At 53.7% G+C, this 16,200-nt stretch carries 13 protein-coding genes and 2 pseudogenes; 11 read left to right on the top strand and 4 right to left on the bottom strand.

Features of this window, described 5'->3' with window-relative positions; all coding sequences use genetic code 11:
* The first annotated feature begins 1 nt into the window (after position 1).
* From leuD to M2120_RS00450, 5 genes are read left to right on the top strand one after another with little or no spacing between them, the layout of a single operon-like run.
* The gene (gene leuD / locus M2120_RS00430; protein WP_280796771.1) at positions 2–604 is read left to right on the top strand and encodes a 3-isopropylmalate dehydratase small subunit; all 603 of its coding nucleotides are present in this window, start codon (positions 2–4) and stop codon (positions 602–604) included.
* A complete protein-coding gene (gene murA / locus M2120_RS00435) occupies positions 601–1,974 on the top strand; it encodes a UDP-N-acetylglucosamine 1-carboxyvinyltransferase (protein ID WP_280796772.1) in 1,374 nt (457 codons plus the stop codon). The genes leuD and murA overlap by 4 nt, the downstream gene beginning before the upstream one ends.
* 6 nt (positions 1,975–1,980) lie before the next feature.
* On the top strand, positions 1,981–2,712 hold the full coding sequence (locus M2120_RS00440; RefSeq protein WP_348519936.1) for a lysophospholipid acyltransferase family protein: 732 nt from the start codon (positions 1,981–1,983) through the stop codon (positions 2,710–2,712).
* Positions 2,709–3,842 (top strand): NAD(P)H-dependent glycerol-3-phosphate dehydrogenase, encoded by a 1,134-nt coding sequence (locus M2120_RS00445; RefSeq protein ID WP_280796773.1) that lies wholly within the window; start codon positions 2,709–2,711, stop codon positions 3,840–3,842. Before M2120_RS00440 ends, M2120_RS00445 begins: the two co-directional genes overlap by 4 nt.
* Complete coding sequence (locus M2120_RS00450) at positions 3,745–4,842, top strand: D-alanine--D-alanine ligase family protein (RefSeq protein WP_280796774.1); 1,098 nt, start codon at positions 3,745–3,747, stop codon at positions 4,840–4,842. Before M2120_RS00445 ends, M2120_RS00450 begins: the two co-directional genes overlap by 98 nt.
* A gap of 9 nt (positions 4,843–4,851) precedes the next feature.
* Here M2120_RS00450 and M2120_RS00455 read toward each other — a convergent pair whose 3' ends face one another.
* On the bottom strand, positions 4,852–5,334 hold the full coding sequence (locus tag M2120_RS00455; protein ID WP_280796775.1) for a DUF3515 domain-containing protein: 483 nt from the start codon (positions 5,332–5,334) through the stop codon (positions 4,852–4,854).
* Between the two features lie 59 nt (positions 5,335–5,393).
* Here M2120_RS00455 and thiL point away from each other — a divergent pair, with 59 nt between their 5' ends.
* From thiL to ffh, 6 genes and pseudogenes are all read left to right on the top strand, one after another.
* The gene (thiL, locus tag M2120_RS00460; protein WP_432418542.1) at positions 5,394–6,365 is read left to right on the top strand and encodes a thiamine-phosphate kinase; all 972 of its coding nucleotides are present in this window, start codon (positions 5,394–5,396) and stop codon (positions 6,363–6,365) included.
* The gene (gene rsmD, locus M2120_RS00465; protein WP_280796777.1) at positions 6,362–6,928 is read left to right on the top strand and encodes a 16S rRNA (guanine(966)-N(2))-methyltransferase RsmD; all 567 of its coding nucleotides are present in this window, start codon (positions 6,362–6,364) and stop codon (positions 6,926–6,928) included. Before thiL ends, rsmD begins: the two co-directional genes overlap by 4 nt.
* Before the next feature lie 27 nt (positions 6,929–6,955).
* The gene (locus M2120_RS00470) at positions 6,956–9,166 is read left to right on the top strand and encodes an ATP-dependent DNA helicase RecG (RefSeq protein WP_280796778.1); all 2,211 of its coding nucleotides are present in this window, start codon (positions 6,956–6,958) and stop codon (positions 9,164–9,166) included.
* Positions 9,167–9,210: 44 nt separating this feature from the next.
* Positions 9,211–9,693, top strand: coding sequence for a pantetheine-phosphate adenylyltransferase (gene coaD / locus M2120_RS00475; protein ID WP_280796779.1), 483 nt, complete (start codon positions 9,211–9,213; stop codon positions 9,691–9,693).
* Between the two features lie 495 nt (positions 9,694–10,188).
* Positions 10,189–11,010 (top strand): annotated as a pseudogene (gene ftsY, locus M2120_RS00480) (signal recognition particle-docking protein FtsY); the annotation flags it as partial.
* A gap of 12 nt (positions 11,011–11,022) precedes the next feature.
* The gene (gene ffh / locus M2120_RS00485) at positions 11,023–12,576 is read left to right on the top strand and encodes a signal recognition particle protein (protein WP_280796780.1); all 1,554 of its coding nucleotides are present in this window, start codon (positions 11,023–11,025) and stop codon (positions 12,574–12,576) included.
* Positions 12,577–12,645: 69 nt separating this feature from the next.
* On the opposite strand, the gene M2120_RS00490 is transcribed toward ffh, so the two are convergent.
* From M2120_RS00490 to M2120_RS00500, 3 genes and pseudogenes are all read right to left on the bottom strand, one after another.
* A complete protein-coding gene (locus M2120_RS00490; protein WP_280796781.1) occupies positions 12,646–13,689 on the bottom strand; it encodes an isopenicillin N synthase family dioxygenase in 1,044 nt (347 codons plus the stop codon).
* A gap of 10 nt (positions 13,690–13,699) precedes the next feature.
* Complete coding sequence (locus M2120_RS00495) at positions 13,700–14,848, bottom strand: cystathionine gamma-synthase (RefSeq protein WP_280796782.1); 1,149 nt, start codon at positions 14,846–14,848, stop codon at positions 13,700–13,702.
* 110 nt (positions 14,849–14,958) lie between these two features.
* Positions 14,959–15,906, bottom strand: a pseudogene (locus M2120_RS00500) (pyridoxal-phosphate dependent enzyme); the annotation flags it as partial.
* Positions 15,907–16,200 lie beyond the last annotated feature (294 nt).

Genomic DNA, 16,200 nt, shown 5'->3' on the forward strand with positions numbered 1-16,200 from the left:
CATGGAAAAATTCACCACAGTTACTGGTGTGGGCGTTCCACTGCGCCGCAGCGCAGTCGACACGGACCAGATCATTCCTGCCGTTTATCTCAAGCGTGTGACCAAGACAGGTTTTGACGACGCACTGTTCGCTAATTGGCGTCAGGATCCTGAGTTCATCTTGAACCAGACTGAGTACTCTGGTGCTCGCGTGCTGGTTGCTGGTCCAGACTTTGGTACAGGATCCTCTCGTGAACACGCGGTGTGGGCACTGCGTGACTATGGTTTCGATGCCGTTCTTGCCCCAAAATTCGCTGATATTTTCCGAGGAAACTCAGGCAAGCAGGGATTGCTCACTGGCGTCATTTCTGAAGCGGACTGCGAAAAGCTCTGGAGTGCATTAGAAGCACAGCCGGGTGTTGAAATGACAGTCGACTTGGTTGAGAAGAAGGCTACGCTGGGCGAGCTGGTTGTTCCTTTCGAAATCGATGACTACATTCGCTGGCGTTTGCTCGAAGGTCTCGATGACATCGCGCTAACCTTGCGTAACGAACAGGCCATCTCAGACTTCGAAGCTCAGCGAGAAGGATGGCGGCCCAAGACTCTTCCTGTGAGGCACGCATGAACACTGTTGCAAACGACGCACGCGCCGCTGGCGCACGCGTAGGCCTCTCCGGTGACACCATCACGATTAATGGTGGACGTCCTCTGTCTGGCCGTATTGAAGTCAAGGGTGCCAAGAACCTTGTCACTAAGGCCATGGTTGCTGCACTTCTGGGTGAAAGCCCCTCAGAACTTCGTGACGTTCCAGATATCAGCGATGTTCGTGTGGTTAAGGGATTGCTTGAAGTTCACGGTGTCAAGGTGGAACACAACGTTGCTGAGGGAACTCTGCATCTAGATCCTGCCGGTGTTGAATCAGCACACATGACCGACATCGATGCACATGCTGGTTCCAGCCGTATTCCGATCTTGTTCTGTGGTCCACTTCTGCACCGCCTGGGTGAGGCATTTATTCCTGACCTTGGTGGCTGCCGTATTGGTGACCGCCCCATCGACTACCACCTAGAAGTTCTCGGAAACTTTGGTGCAGTGATTGAGAAGCTGCCGTCAGGTATTCGTATGACTGCGCCTGAGGGCCTGGTGGGTAACAAAATTTCTCTGCCATACCCCAGCGTGGGTGCTACCGAGCAGGTATTGCTCACAGCAGTTCGTGCCAAGGGTAAGACTGAACTTTCAGGTGCTGCGATCGAACCCGAAATCATGGACCTCATCAACATCTTGCAAAAGATGGGTGCCATTATCTCCGTAGACACTGATCGCGTGATTCGCATCGAAGGCGTCGACAAGCTCGAGGGATACACCCACCGTGCACTTTTCGATCGCAATGAAGCAGCAAGCTGGGCTTCGGCAGCTCTGGCAACCGGCGGTGACGTCTTCGTTGGAGGCGCTCAGCAGGCAGAAATGCTCACCTTCCTCAACATCTTCCGCAAAGTCGGTGGCGCATTCGAAATCCACGACGACGGTATTCGCTTCTTCCACCCCGGTGGCGAACTCAAGCCCGTTGTCATCGAAACAGATGTGCACCCTGGGTTCATGACCGACTGGCAGCAGCCGTTGGTTATCGCTCTGACCAAGGCACAGGGTGTGTCAATCGTGCACGAGACGGTTTACGAACAGCGCTTTGGTTTCGTTGACGCTTTGATCAAGATGGGCGCCAACATTCAGCTCCACAGCGAATGCTTGGGTGGTCACCCGTGCCGTTTCGGTCAACGTAACTTCCTGCACTCGGCCGTCATTTCTGGCCCCACTGAGCTCCACGGTGCTGATATTGAAGTACCTGACCTTCGTGGAGGGTTCAGCCACCTCATTGCTGCCCTGACGGCTCAAGGAACCTCACGGGTGAGCAACGTGGGAATCATTAGTCGTGGTTATGGTGACTTCATTACCAAGTTGCGCCAGCTAGGTGCCGACTTTGTTATCGAGGGCGAGTAACTTCTGGTGAGTGAACGCAGCAAGCCATCAATCTTTTGGCTTTTTGCCATTTTCGCCCTGCCCATTATGGGTGTGATGGTGAAATATCGCTTCCACAACCCCGAAAAAATGCCCCGCAGTGGTGCAGTGGTCATCACCCCCAACCACTACTCCAATATTGACCCCGTAGTCATTGGTGTTGCCACCTGGTATCTGGGCCGGTTGCCCCGCTTTATGGCCAAGGCCAGCATTTTGAAAGTTCCCGTGTTGGGCTGGATTTTGTTGAAGTCTGGGCAAATCCCCGTTGAACGTGGTGGATCTACCCGCAGCTCTGCCGCACTGAACGCAGCGAAAGAACTCGTGTCTAAAGAACGTGCTGTGATTGTGTATCCGGAAGGTTCTCTCACCCGCGACCCAGACATCTGGCCCATGCGCGGCAAGAGCGGTGCTGTTCGACTTGCACTCGAGTTGGGTATTCCCGTGATTCCGATTGCACACTGGGGAACCCAGAATTTGATGGCGCGCTATTCCAAGAAAATCAATGTTTTCCCTCGTCACACGATTGACGTGAAAGTGGGGGACCCTGTTGACCTCAGCGAGTTCCAAGGTAAACCGCTGGATAATAAAACTCTCACCGCCGCAACCACAAAGGTGATGGACGCCATCACTGCTTTGCTGGAAGACTTACGTGGTGAGAAGGCGCCAGCAACCCGCTGGAACCCAGCAGAGCACAACCAGAGTGAGACGGGGCGGTTTTGAGTAAGAAACCTGTAACGCCACCTGCCCGCAAAGTTGCTGTTCTCGGTGCCGGTAGTTGGGGAACCACCTTCGCCAAGATTCTTGCTGACGGCGGCAACGATGTGTCTTTGTGGGCTCGTCGTGATGATTTGGCTCAAGACATCAACGAAACCCACCGCAACAGCGACTACCTCCGCGGTATTCGCTTGCCGCTGAACCTGGTCGCAACTAGCTCAATGGCAGAAGCGGTGAAGAATGCAGAACAGGTTTACCTCTGTGTTCCTAGCCAGACACTGCGCGAGAACCTGGTTCAACTCGCTCCGCTGCTACGTGAAGACCAGATTGTGATCTCTCTGATGAAGGGCGTGGAGCGCAAGACAGGACTTCGCATGAGCGAGGTTATTGCCGAAGAACTTCCTATCAGCCCTGACATGGTTGCGGTGGCATCTGGACCTAACTTGGCTCTAGAAATTGCGAAAGAGCAGCCCACCGCCGCGGTTATCTCTAGCCAAAGCCTAGAGACCGCCAGCACCGTCGCTCTCACAGTGTCTAACCGCTACTTCCGCTGCTTCGTCAACACTGATGTTCCTGGCACAGAGTTCGGTGGCGTTCTAAAGAACCTCATTGCTGTTGCAGTGGGAATCGTAGATGGTGTGGGTTACGGAGACAACACCAAGGCATCCATCATCACTCGTGGCCTAGCCGAGATGACAGACTTTGCTGTTGCCTATGGGGCACAGCCAGAAACTCTTGCCGGTCTTGCAGGTCTAGGTGACCTTATTGCCACCTGTGAATCTCCACTGTCTCGAAACAACACGGCCGGTCGTCTACTTGGCCAGGGTTACACCCTCAAAGAAGTGACCAACCAGATGCAACAGACTGCTGAAGGTCTAGCATCGGTTGCACCAGTACTTACTCTTGCACGAGCTCGTGAAGTGGACATGCCTATCGTGGAGCAGGTCAGTCAGGTTCTGGCCGGTACGCTCGACCCCAAGGACATTGCACCACACCTCACAACTGATACGGATGAGCCTCAGGGCGAAAGGAGCCTCGATGACTACCAAGCTCGTGGTGGCGGTGTTGTTTGGGGGGCGCTCAAGCGAGCATTCAATCAGCTGCGCGACAGCCCGGGGAGTACTTCAGGCGATTGACACAACTCGTTACGAGGTCCTTCCTATTGGTATTACTCGTGACGGAGCATTCACTCTGGCCAGTGCCAACCCTGACGATTACGTACTTATTCCTGGGCAACTTCCCGAGGTTGAAGACAACGGCACCAGAATCATTTGGCCAGAATCTGCTGGCTCTAATGAACTGTGGGTTTCAGGTGATGGCGTCGACCGTTCCTTAGGGAATGTAGATGTCGTATTCCCGATTTTGCATGGACCATATGGTGAAGATGGCACCATTCAGGGAATGCTTGAACTCTTTGGCCTTCCCTATGTGGGCTCTGGAGTTCTTGCGTCGAGCTTGGGCATGGACAAGCACTTCACCAAGACCGTTTTGCAGGCAGCGGGTATTGAGGTGGCTCCATGGCGCACCATCAAGCGCTATGACTGGCACAAGCGCCCCCAGGCTATTCGCGCCATGGCAGAACAAATGACTCTTCCCGTGTTCATTAAGCCAGCACGTGCTGGTTCCAGCGTGGGCGTGGGGAAAGTATCGAACTGGGATCAGTTCGCCGCTGCCATGGATGTGGCATTTTTGGAAGATGACCACGTCCTCATCGAAGCAGGCATCGTCGGTCGCGAAGTTGAGTGTGCTGTGCTGCAGGGAATGCCTGGTCATCCTGCACGTGCATCGGTTGCCGGTGAAATCGTCGTCACCGGGCGAGAGTTTTATGACTTTGAAGCGAAATATCTCGGGGCGGAAGGTATTGACTTGGTCTGCCCAGCCAAGCTGAGTGCAGACGAGCTCTCCGAACTTCAGCGACTGAGCATTCGTGCGTTCGAAGCAATCGATGGTGCCGGTTTGGCTCGTGTGGACTTCTTCCTCACTGACACTGGTTTCGTCCTCAATGAGATCAACACCATGCCTGGCTTCACACCCATCTCGATGTTCCCCACCTGTTGGCAGAAGTCAGGACTGAGCTATCCCGAGCTTATTGATGAGCTCATTCAAGTAGCCCTTGCTCACCACGCTGAAGACTAGGAAACGACTCTAGTTTCCGTTGAACACATCAGCGAGGTCTGTGCACTTTGCTGTTTGTGGAAGCACACCCACTGCTGCACCCAGATCAACCAGTGTGGTCGTGCCACTGACGGCGTTGGAATCAATGACCACCTCAACCGCGGGAGTGCGACCGTAAGTGGTGTAGCGAAAGAGGGGGGCCTGGGAGTCATCCTCAATCCAGTCCACGTTATTCACGGAAACACAAGGCAAAGTGCTGGGCCCTGGAACTTCCACACCACAGGTGAGCAATACCGAAGCGGGAGAGCCCCACGCTCCAGTTGCCTGAGCGTTGGTTTCACGCTTGGGAAGATTGGCAACCGTGTTGGGTAGTCTCACGGTTACCGCAGCACAGTCCGGATTATTCGAATCGGCTGCGGGAGTCATTGGGACCTGCCCGGCACAGCCTGCCACAGAAAGACCTATGGCCACAGAAAGTGTGCCGAAGGTGAGTGCTCGAGTGCGAATATTCATCCTGTTCAGGCTACCGTGAGAGGGTGAGTGAAATTCCTGAGAATGCGACATTAGGCGAAATGCCTGAGTCTGCAATCCTCGCTCGCATTTTTCCCCGCTTGCCCCACTCGGATTTCACGATCGTGGGCCCAGGCGACGACAGTGCGGTGATGAGTGCCCCTGACGGTCGTTTTGTCATCACCACCGACATGATGGTGCACGGCCCCGACTTCCGCTTGGAATGGTCCACCCCACACCAATTGGGTGTCAAGGCAGCTGCAACCAATCTTTCTGATGTTGCAGCAATGGGGGCACGTCCCACTGGAATGGTGGTCTCCATCGCGGCCCCCCAGGACACTCACGTGTCCTTCTTGGAGCAGATTGCTGAAGGTTTCCACGATGCCTGCCTTGAGCTGGCCCCCGGTTGCGGAGTGGTTGGCGGAGATCTCTCGGTCTCAAACACTTTGACCATCAGTGTCACCGCGTTTGGTGATTTGGATGGGCGTCAACCTGTGTTGCGCTCTGGCGCTCAGCCAGGAGATGTGCTGGCATTCTCTGGTCGACTAGGCCTGGCAGGTCTCGGGCTGGCCGCACTATTTGCGGGGGAGAAGGAACGCACCCATCCATTACTTCTCTCTGCGCAGCTGGCACCCTGGCCACCCATCTCACAAGGAGTGGCCGGAGGGATTGCTGGGGCAACTTCAGGCATGGATATTTCAGATTCTCTGATCATGGATGCTGGTCGCATTGCGGCAGCTAGTGGCGTGGTTATTCAGCTCGATGAAAGTGCACTAGATGATCTTGCAGCACATCTGGCCATAGAAGTGGGTGTGGATGCTGCTCGCGCTCGTCAAGCAATCCTGTTCGGCGGGGAAGACCATGCACTCCTGATGACATTCCCGCACGGGCAGTCGCTACCTCCAGGATTTACGGCACTAGGACACATCAGAGCCTGCGAAACAGGGGAACTTCCACACGTCACCATGGGGGAGGCGGCACTGCCGGAAAACGGATGGAACCCCTATACCGGCTGGAATGGTGAACTCTCATGACTCGCATCATTTCTGGATTTGCTGGTTCCAGAGAACTGAAAGTTCCCAAGAGTGGCACGCGTCCGACCAGTGATCGTGTTCGGGAAGCCATTTTCTCTGCCTTAGAAGCCCGTGATGTGATCGAGGGTGCTCGAGTGCTCGATCTCTATGCCGGCTCGGGAGCACTAGCTCTGGAAGCACTGAGTCGAGGAGCTGCCAGTGTCACGATGGTGGAGAAGAATGCGCAAGCAGGAGCATTACTCAAAAGCAATGCGGATCTGATTCGTCAAGCTGGAAAGCGAGATGCTTCTGCAACCCGTGTGGTGATTGCCTCGGTGTCTGCATATTTGGGAAATCCCGTGTCAGAAACTTTCGACATCGTCTTTATCGACCCTCCCTATGAACACAGTGATGAGGAAGTGACGCACTGCCTTGAGCTTGTTATTCCACATTTATCTGCTGATGGGGAAATAGTGCTTGAACGCAGTTCTCGCACAGGATTTCCAAAAATCCCGGCGGGCCTGGAACTGGATAAATCCAAGGCATATGGTGAGACGACTATCCACTGGATCTCAAAGGTCTAATCAGTCGCCGAACATACACTTGAGGGTATGACCAGCTCAGATGCCCTGCTCGATGCAGCGCTGGAACCTGTGTTGGGCAGCAAGTCGGCAGCTGCACTGAAAAAAGCTTTTGGCATGCACACGGTGGGTGATCTTCTAGCTCACTATCCCCGGCGTTATGCCCGCCGCGGTGAACTCACAGCTATTTCTGATGTTCCCATCAATGAGAACGTGACCATCGTTGCCGAAGTGCTCGATGTTCGAGAACGCCCCATGCGTGCACGCAAGGGCTCCATTCTCGAAGTTCGCATCACCGATGGACGCTCTGGTGGAATCATGACTCTCACCTTTTTCAACCAGGCATGGCGTGCTAAAGACCTCAAAGCAGGGGTGCGGGGGATCTTTGCCGGCAAAGTCGGCGCCTATCGAGGCGCATTGCAACTTGCACATCCCGATTATGAACTCTTCGATGCAGATGACGAGCGGGATGACACCAGCGCAGATGCTGCCAAATGGGCGCTGACTCCGATCCCGATCTATCCAGCTACAAGCACATTGGCCAGCTGGCAGATCACCAAGCTCATCGAGGTTGTCCTTGCCCCGTTGAAGTCGGGAGCTACCCTGTCAGACCCTGTTCCTGCCGAGGTGTTGGCAGCGAGAAAATTGTTGTCCTTCACCGACGCAATCCTGAAGATTCACCAGCCTGAGAAAGACTCCGATTGGCAGCAAGCCAGAGAAGCACTGCGTTTCCAGGAAGCTTTCGTTCTCCAAGCCACACTGCTTGATCAAAGAGCCAAGGCGCAGGCACAGGCAGCCACACCCCGTCCACCCAAACCAGGTGGATTCCTGGAGCAACTGGATGCTCGCTTGCCATTCACGCTCACTGAAGACCAGGTACTCACCGGCACGGAAATCTCTACAGATCTGTGCTCCACCCACCCCATGAACCGTTTGGTTCAAGGTGAAGTGGGCTCGGGCAAGACCCTGGTTGCATTGCGGGCCATGTTGCAGGTTGCCGATAGTGGGGGACAGGCCGCACTGCTTGCTCCAACTGAAGTGTTGGCGGCTCAGCACCTTCGGTCAATAACCAACATGCTGGGGCCGGACCTTGCCGCTGCGGTGATGCCCACGTTGATCACAGGGCAATTACCGGCAGCTGCTAAACGCCAAGCGTTGCTGCGCACAGTTTCTGGTCAAGCACGCATCGTGATTGGTACACACGCACTATTGAGCGACAAAGTGGAATTCTTTGATCTGGGGCTCGTTGTTGTCGATGAACAGCACCGGTTTGGAGTTGAGCAGCGTCAGGCACTGCGTGTGAAGACAGAACTCACTCCGCATGTTCTTGTTCTCACCGCAACCCCCATTCCCCGCACCGTGGCAATGACGGTCTTTGGGGACTTAGATGTTTCAATTATTGCGGGACTACCTGCAGGACGTGCCGGAATCACTTCCCACGCCGTGACCTTGGCGGAGCATCCCACTTGGATCACCCGGGTGTGGGAACGCGTCGAAGAAGAACTGGTTGCCGGCAGACAGGCCTTTATCGTCTGCCCTGCGATTGATGCCACGGGCGTTCCTGAAGATGATCCAGATGCACTCGTTGACGAAGATTCAGATAGTGATTCTGATGTGGTCACACCTGTAAAAGCATCGGTCGAGTCAATAGCAGCAGTGGTGCGCGAGCACCCTCTCCTCGGTGCACGCAGAGTTGCTGAACTTCATGGTCGTATGAGCAGTGATGACAAAGATGCTGTCATGCAAGCATTCTCCCGCGGAGAAATTGATGTCCTCGTGGCAACCACCGTGATTGAAGTGGGTGTGGACGTCCCCAATGCCTCCACCATGGTGGTGATGGATGCCGATCGCTTTGGCGTCTCACAGCTACACCAGTTGCGTGGACGTGTAGGGCGAGGAGGAGTCCCTGGACTAGCTCTGTTCGTCACCCATGCACAGCCAGGAACAACTGCTTATGAACGTGTTGAAGCTGTTGCGAGTACGACCGATGGCTTTGAACTTGCCCGTATCGATCTGGAACTGCGTAGTGAAGGCAATGTGCTGGGAACAAGTCAATCGGGTGGTCGTTCTTCACTGCGCCTGTTGCGAGCTGCCCGGGACGGTGACATCATCATGGACGCCCGTGAAGCTGCGGCGCAGATTTTGGAAACAGATCCCGGTTTTCGCTCGCATCCAGCCCTTGCAGAGGCAATCTCGCGTCGACTCAGTGAAAGTGAACGCGATTTCTTGGACAAAAACTAGCAAGTTGCCCAAAACCTTGCAGGAATTCTGCGTAGGCTGAGAGTATGCGCAGGATCGCCGTTGTCCCTGGTTCGTTTGACCCCATCACACTGGGTCACCTCGACGTTATTGCTCGAGCAACAAAACTCTTCGATGAGGTTCATGTTGTGGTTGTGCATAACCCGGACAAGCATGCGCTTCTGCCTATTGCCCAGCGCGTCACGCTGATTGAGGACGCTATTCAAGAGGCAGGCCTGAGCGAGAACGTCGTCGTGGCTTCCTGGAGTATGGGACTTCTGGTCGACTACTGCTCTGACATTGGGGCAACCGTTCTGATCAAGGGCATTCGCACCCAGCTCGACATTTCTTACGAAACTCCCATGGCGATGGTTAACCGCAACCTTGCAGGTATTGAGACCATCTTCCTCATGCCCGAGCCTGGACACTCGTACGTTTCTAGCTCACTGGTTCGCCAAGTTGCCTCGCTTGGTGGAGATGTTCGCCCCTACGTTCCCCACGTCGTGGCGAAGTATCTTCAAGGCGCCTAATACGCTGTATCTATGGCAGAAAAATCTCGTTGGTCACTCGGCGCCAAGCTCAAGGGGCTTTTTGCGCGCGGAGCAGAGACTGATGAGTCTGTTGATGACATCTTCGATGATGTTCCCTCGCTTCCTCGCAATCAAGAGGTTGAACATGAAGCATCTCCTGCTGTCCAACCAGTAGTTGAAAAGCCGAAGGCACAGAAGCAACCGAAACCAGTAAAGGCTGTTGAGCCTGTTGCAGAGCAGGTTGTTGAAACTCAGCCTGAGCCTGTCGTCGTCGATGTCGTAGAGACTGTGACCGAGCCTGAACCAGTTGTTCAGGAGAAGGTAGTTGAGGCTGTTTCTGTCATCGTCGCTGAGTCCGAGACTATTTCTGAGCCAGAAGTTATTGCTGAGCCAGAGCCAGAGGTTGTTGCAGAAACCGTCGTTGAGGAAGCTGAACCAGCCCCTGTTGCCAAAGCAAAGCCTGTCAAGACACAACCTGCGGCGAAGGCTTCACGTAAAGCAGTCATTGATGAGGACATGTGGGAAGAGTTGGAAGAAACTCTACTTGCGGCAGACTTTGGTCCTGATATCACCGATGAACTCATCGAGGTGATGAGGGCTAACGTGGCAAAGTTTGGCACAACCGATCCTGAAGACTTCATCCGTTTGCTGCGAGAAGCTATTGAAGATCGTCTGAATAAGTTCGACACCACACTTAAGCTCTCTGAGCGTCCGGCTGTCATCCTGGTTGTGGGAGTCAACGGTGTGGGTAAAACCACCACGATCGGCAAGGTTGCCAAATACATTGCTAATGCTGGCAAGAGCGTTGTCGTGGGCGCTGCCGACACCTTCCGTGCTGCCGCAGTTGATCAGCTGGCAACCTGGGCAGAACGCGCAGGTGTTGATGTTGTTCGTCCCCAGATGGAAGGCCAAGACCCCTCTGCAGTGGCATACCAAACCATTGAATGGGCTATTAACAAAGGCACCGAAATCGTCATCATCGACACCGCAGGTCGTCTCCAAACCAAGAGTGGCTTGATGGATGAACTTTCCAAGATTCGCCGCGTCATTGAAAAGCAAGCCCCCATCTCAGAAGTGCTGTTGGTTCTCGATGCCACCACGGGTCAGAACGGTTTATCCCAAGCAGAAGCGTTCCTAGAACACGCAGGGGTGACTGGTTTGGTCCTCACGAAGCTCGATGGCTCGGCAAAGGGTGGCTTTGTGCTCGCAGTTCAAGAGCGCACGGGTATTCCAGTGAAGCTGGTTGGTAATGGCGAAGGCATCAATGACTTGATGGGCTTCACCCCACACGCCTTCGCAGCCCAGCTCGTTGGCTAGGCTAGAGGGGTTATGGCAACCTTCGGATCACTCTCAACACGACTAACAGAGTCCCTCAAAAACCTTCGCGGTAAGGGAAAACTCTCTCCAGCAGATGTCGATGGCACGCTGCGCGAAATTCGTCGCGCCATGCTCGATGCTGACGTTTCGCTGAACGTTGTCAAGAAGTTCACCAACGATGTTCGTGAACGTGCACTCAGTGATGAGGTCAACAAGGCCCTCAACCCTGCTCAGCAGGTCGTTCAGATCGTGAATGAAGAACTTGTCACCATCCTTGGTGGTGCACAACGTCGTCTTGAATTTGCCAAGAAGCCACCAACCATCATCATGCTTGCTGGACTTCAGGGTGCGGGTAAGACAACCCTGGCTGGAAAGTTGGCTAAGTACTTAGCCAAAGACAAGCACACACCACTATTGGTGGCGTGTGACCTTCAGCGTCCTAATGCCGTTCAGCAGCTCGAAGTAGTTGGTAAGAACGCCGGTGTCGCTGTGTACTCTCCAGAGCCAGGTAATGGTGTGGGAGACCCCGTCAAAGTCGCTAAAGACTCCATCAAGTTCGCTACCGACAAGCAGTACGACGTCGTCGTCATCGACACCGCGGGTCGTCTAGGTGTAGACGCTGAGCTGATGAAGCAGGCAGCGGATATTCGCAAGGCAACTAATCCTGATGAAGTGTTGTTTGTCATCGACGCGATGATCGGTCAAGATGCTGTGTCAACAGCACAGGCATTCCAAGAAGGAGTGGACTTCACCGGTGTTGTCCTCACCAAACTTGATGGTGATGCCCGCGGTGGTGCTGCGTTGTCTGTTGTTTCTGAAACTCAGCGCCCCATCATGTTCGCCTCCACAGGTGAAAACCTTGATGACTTCGAGCCTTTCTATCCTGACCGTATGGCCAGTCGTATCCTCGACCTGGGTGACATCCTCACCCTGATTGAGCAAGCTCAAGAAGCCTTCGACGAGAAGGAAGCAGCACAGCTTCAAGAGAAGTTCGCCACTGACTCCTTCACGCTTGAGGACTTCCTCAAGCAGATGCAGCAGCTGAAAAACATGGGTTCCATGAAGAAGATGCTGGGCATGCTGCCAGGTGCTGGTGCCATGAAGGAACAGCTCGAGAACTTCGATGAGAAGGAACTCGTTCGCACCGAAGCCATCATTCAATCGATGACGAAGGCAGAGCGTCAGAACACCAAGCTCTTGAATGGCTCACGTCGTCTGCGAATTGCTAAGGGTTCGGGCATGACCGTGACTGACGTCAATGCCCTCGTCAACCGTTTTGAGCAAGCCGCCAAGATGATGAAGACCGTAGCCAAGGGCGGAATGCCACAGATTCCAGGAATGGGTCCCATGGGTGCCATGGGTCACGGCGGGAAAAAGCAGCAGGCCAAGAAGAAGGGCTCCAAGTCAGGAAACCCTGCCAAGCGCGCTGCCGAGAACGCAGCTCTTGCAGCTGGGGGAGTAAAGCCTGGTAACGGTGGTGGATTCGGTCTGGGTAACCAGGGCGCCTCAGGTGGACCAAGTCCAGAAGAGCTCGAAGCTTTGCAGAAAATGCTGGGTAAAGGCTAGTTCTATAACCTAAATGACATCAGCCCTCCGCAATTGCGGAGGGCTGAGTCTTTCTAGGGGAGAAACGCTTTAGTACCCCTGCCCTAGAAGACTTGAGGCGCTGATCAGGTATGGATGGTGTGCTTCGACGACGTTGGGATGTGCTCGCACGCGACTCTTCAAAGAATTCTCTCCAAAGATGGTGTGCAACACATTGTTCGGATCTTGAGTAACACCACGAGATTGTTCAGCCAACTTCTCTGGAAGTTCAATAGTTGGAATGCTGGCATCCAACCGGGGTGCATAGAAGAAGGGGAACGAGATTCTGTCGTCACCAATCTCTGGGGATATCACTCGGTGGAGTGTTGCTTTGAGAAATCCGTTTGTTGCGATTTCGAGCATCTCTCCGATGTTCACCACAAATGCTCCAGATACTGGAGGAGCATCAATCCATTCGCCTTCGTATTCCACCTGAAGACCTGCCTTGCCTTCTTCCACATACAAAAGCGTGAGGACACCGAGGTCCTTGTGTGCGCCTACTCCCTGTTGGGGAGTTTCCCCAGATTTGCCGGGGTAACGGACAATCTTGAGGAGCGGAGCAGAGAGCTCGTCGAAGCTTGTATCAAAGAAGTCCGCAGGTGCTCCGAGTGCGGCAGCCCATTCTGACAGCAGTTTGCGACTGAGGGCAGAAAGTTCTTCAATCCATCGTTCTGAAAGTTCTCGAAGGCGAGGAAGATCGCCTGGCCAGAGGTTAGGTCCCTGGAGCGTCCAGAAGTCTTCAGTGAATACAGTACGGTCTAGTGCCGGACGTTCTGGGCCAATGTCCAATTGTTCACGCCAATCAACCTTGCCTTGAGTCAGTTCGCCACCTACTCGTGTGTATCCACGGAAGTGAGGACTTTGAGTGTTCTCTAACTGGAGCTTTGATTCCTCAGGCAGTTTGAAAAACTGTCGTGATGTAGAAACAAATTCATCAATGAAATCTTTTTCAATACCGTGCCCAGTGAGATAGAAGAAACCAATCTCGTGAGTGACGCGACGGAGTTGATCCCGAAGTTCTTCCCTATCTTGCTGAGTTCCTTGAGCCAAGGAGAAATCAATAATGGGCAGTGAGGTGAGTTGAGTAGTAGTCATTTAATGTTCCTTATCCAATTGCCATGAGCGCTGCGTGAATATCTGCGAGTAAATCCTCGACATCTTCGATTCCGACACTGAGACGAACCAAATTGTCGGGAACTTCTAACTCCGTTCCCGCAACCGAAACATGAGTCATTAAATACGGGTATTCAATAAGAGATTCCACTCCTCCGAGTGATTCAGCAAGTGTGAAGAGCTTTGTGTTTGCCACGAAATCGAGAGCAGCTTTCTGTCCGCCAGAGACACGGACCGAAAGCATTCCGCCGAACAAGGACATCTGTTCTTGGGCAATGGCATGACCTGGGTGAGAGGGAAGACCTGGGTAGTAGACAGCCTCGATAGATGGGTGTGACAGCAGTGCTTCCGCAATCGTTTGTGCATTTGCAGAATGCTGCTTCATACGGATTCCAAGGGTCTTGATTCCTCGAGAGGTGAGATAGGCATCAAAAGGTCCTGAAACAGCTCCTGCTGCATTGTGAAGGTAGGCAATCTTGTCGCCCCAGGTGTTGTCCTTCACGATCAATGCGCCACCAACGACGTCACTGTGGCCACCGATGTATTTAGTGGTCGAGTGGATGACAACATCAGCACCGAGACTCAGCGGTTGCTGGAGTGCGGGGGTTGCGAACGTGTTGTCTACAACCAAAATGGCGCCCACTTCGTGGGCAATTTGAGCCAAACCAGCAATATCCACAATCTTAAGAAGCGGATTAGAAGGTGTTTCGACCCACACAATCTTGGGTTGTGTGGCCTGGATTACTTTTCGAGCACCTTCAAGGTCGCCTAAGTCAGTTGCGGTGTGGCCAATGTTCCACTCCCCAAAGACGCCATTGATTAAGCGATAGGTGCCACCATAAGCATCGTTGCCGAGCACGATGTGGTCACCGGGACGTACCACGGTGCGAATGAGGACGTCTTCGGCAGCAAGTCCGCTGGCGAAGGAGAAAGCTCGGTGACCGCCTTCGAGTGCAGCAATGCTTTCATGCAGGTTGTCACGTGTGGGGTTACCACTGCGGGAATATTCATAACCTGCCCGGAGATTGCCTACTCCATCTTGGGCATATGTGGAAGAAAGGTGGATTGGAGGAATGACAGCTCCAGTGAGCTGATCTGGTTCTTGGCCTGCGTGCACAGCACGAGTGTTGAATCCTGACATGAGAAGTCCTTAGTTGTTTGGGAGTGTTAGACGTACGAAAGTGAGAGTGAGTTAGTTATGGCGGAAATGCGTTCGCGAAGTTCGAGTTGGTCTTCGCTTACCTCTACCTCGTAGCCCTTCTCGCGCATCCAGTCATCGTTGAACACCTTGCCGAGGTAGCCGCGGCCAGAGTCTGGAAGCAAAATCACAACGACGGCATCTGCGGGTAGTGACTGGGCGGCGCGTAATCCTGCCACCACCGCCATTCCAGAAGAACCACCTACAAGTAGGCCTTCTTCTCTGGCCAATCGACGTGTCATCGCAAAAGACTCAGCGTCAGTGACCATGAGTACCTCATCTGGAATACTCGGATCAAAAGCTTGAGGCCAAAAGTCTTCACCAACACCTTCCACGTTGTAGCCGTGGATAGGGCCACCAGAATAAATAGAACCTTGAGGATCAGCGCCAATGACTTTGACGCCCCCCGCAGATGCCTCTTTAAGGAAACGGCCGGTACCGGTAATCGTTCCACCGGTGCCAATACCAGCAACAAAGTGGGTGATGCTTCCTTCGGTATCACGCCAAATCTCTGGACCAGTGGTGGCGTAGTGACTCGCCGGCCCATTGGGGTTGTCGTATTGGTTGGGTTTGAACGCACCAGGAATTTCAGTAACGAGACGGTCGCTCACCGAATAGTAAGAACGGGGGTCGTTAGGCTCCACGTTCGTTGGAGTCGCAATGACCTCAGCACCGTAGGCACGCATCGTGTTCTGTTTATCGATCGAAACTTTGTCTGGCACGACAAATATGGTTTTGTATCCGCGTAGTTGTGCAAAAAGCGCCAGACCAACGCCGGTATTACCTGATGTGGCTTCAACAATGGTTCCGCCCGGCTTGAGTTTTCCTTCACGCTCAGCAGCGTCGAGGATCTTCTCCGCTATACGGTCTTTAGCGGAACCTCCGGGGTTCGTGAACTCAAGCTTGACCAAGACGGTTGCCTTGATTCCTTCAGTGACGTGGTTGAGCTTGATCAGAGGTGTGTTGCCGATGGCGTCTGTGACAGTGTGTGCGTACTTCATGGGTTATCCCTAGTGATGAGGGAGACCTCTGCTCTACGCAGATACGTCTCGATGTTGTTGTGGAGTGTGCGTGCGCTCAGAGGCACGCTGAAGAACTAGTTCGGAAAAGGAACTAGCGACAACAACAGAGACGAGAAGTAATCACGATGAGATGACGCTAACAGGGGATTTATCGGTTTCAAAGCCATAAGCAGTTTTGTTACGTCACAATTCGAAGAAAGCGTTTGTTGCGTAACATATTGCGATTGAGGATTTGATCAATGAGAAAGTCCTCCCCCTCCGAAAGGAGGGAGA

It is taken from the genome of Aurantimicrobium minutum, assembly GCF_029893825.1.
GTDB lineage: Bacteria > Actinomycetota > Actinomycetes > Actinomycetales > Microbacteriaceae > Aurantimicrobium > Aurantimicrobium minutum_C.

What these genes read in the sequence shown, in the direction of transcription:
- M2120_RS00455 (WP_280796775.1), bottom strand. Translation starts at nt 5,334, where the DNA reads ATGAATATTCGCACTCGAGCACTCACCTTCGGCACACTTTCTGTGGCC.
- M2120_RS00470 (WP_280796778.1), top strand. Translation starts at nt 6,956, where the DNA reads ATGACCAGCTCAGATGCCCTGCTCGATGCAGCGCTGGAACCTGTGTTG.
- M2120_RS00450 (WP_280796774.1), top strand. Translation starts at nt 3,745, where the DNA reads ATGACTACCAAGCTCGTGGTGGCGGTGTTGTTTGGGGGGCGCTCAAGC.
- murA (WP_280796772.1), top strand. Translation starts at nt 601, where the DNA reads ATGAACACTGTTGCAAACGACGCACGCGCCGCTGGCGCACGCGTAGGC.
- coaD (WP_280796779.1), top strand. Translation starts at nt 9,211, where the DNA reads ATGCGCAGGATCGCCGTTGTCCCTGGTTCGTTTGACCCCATCACACTG.
- M2120_RS00495 (WP_280796782.1), bottom strand. Translation starts at nt 14,848, where the DNA reads ATGTCAGGATTCAACACTCGTGCTGTGCACGCAGGCCAAGAACCAGAT.
- thiL (WP_432418542.1), top strand. Translation starts at nt 5,394, where the DNA reads ATGCCTGAGTCTGCAATCCTCGCTCGCATTTTTCCCCGCTTGCCCCAC.
- M2120_RS00490 (WP_280796781.1), bottom strand. Translation starts at nt 13,689, where the DNA reads ATGACTACTACTCAACTCACCTCACTGCCCATTATTGATTTCTCCTTG.
- rsmD (WP_280796777.1), top strand. Translation starts at nt 6,362, where the DNA reads ATGACTCGCATCATTTCTGGATTTGCTGGTTCCAGAGAACTGAAAGTT.
- ffh (WP_280796780.1), top strand. Translation starts at nt 11,023, where the DNA reads ATGGCAACCTTCGGATCACTCTCAACACGACTAACAGAGTCCCTCAAA.
- leuD (WP_280796771.1), top strand. Translation starts at nt 2, where the DNA reads ATGGAAAAATTCACCACAGTTACTGGTGTGGGCGTTCCACTGCGCCGC.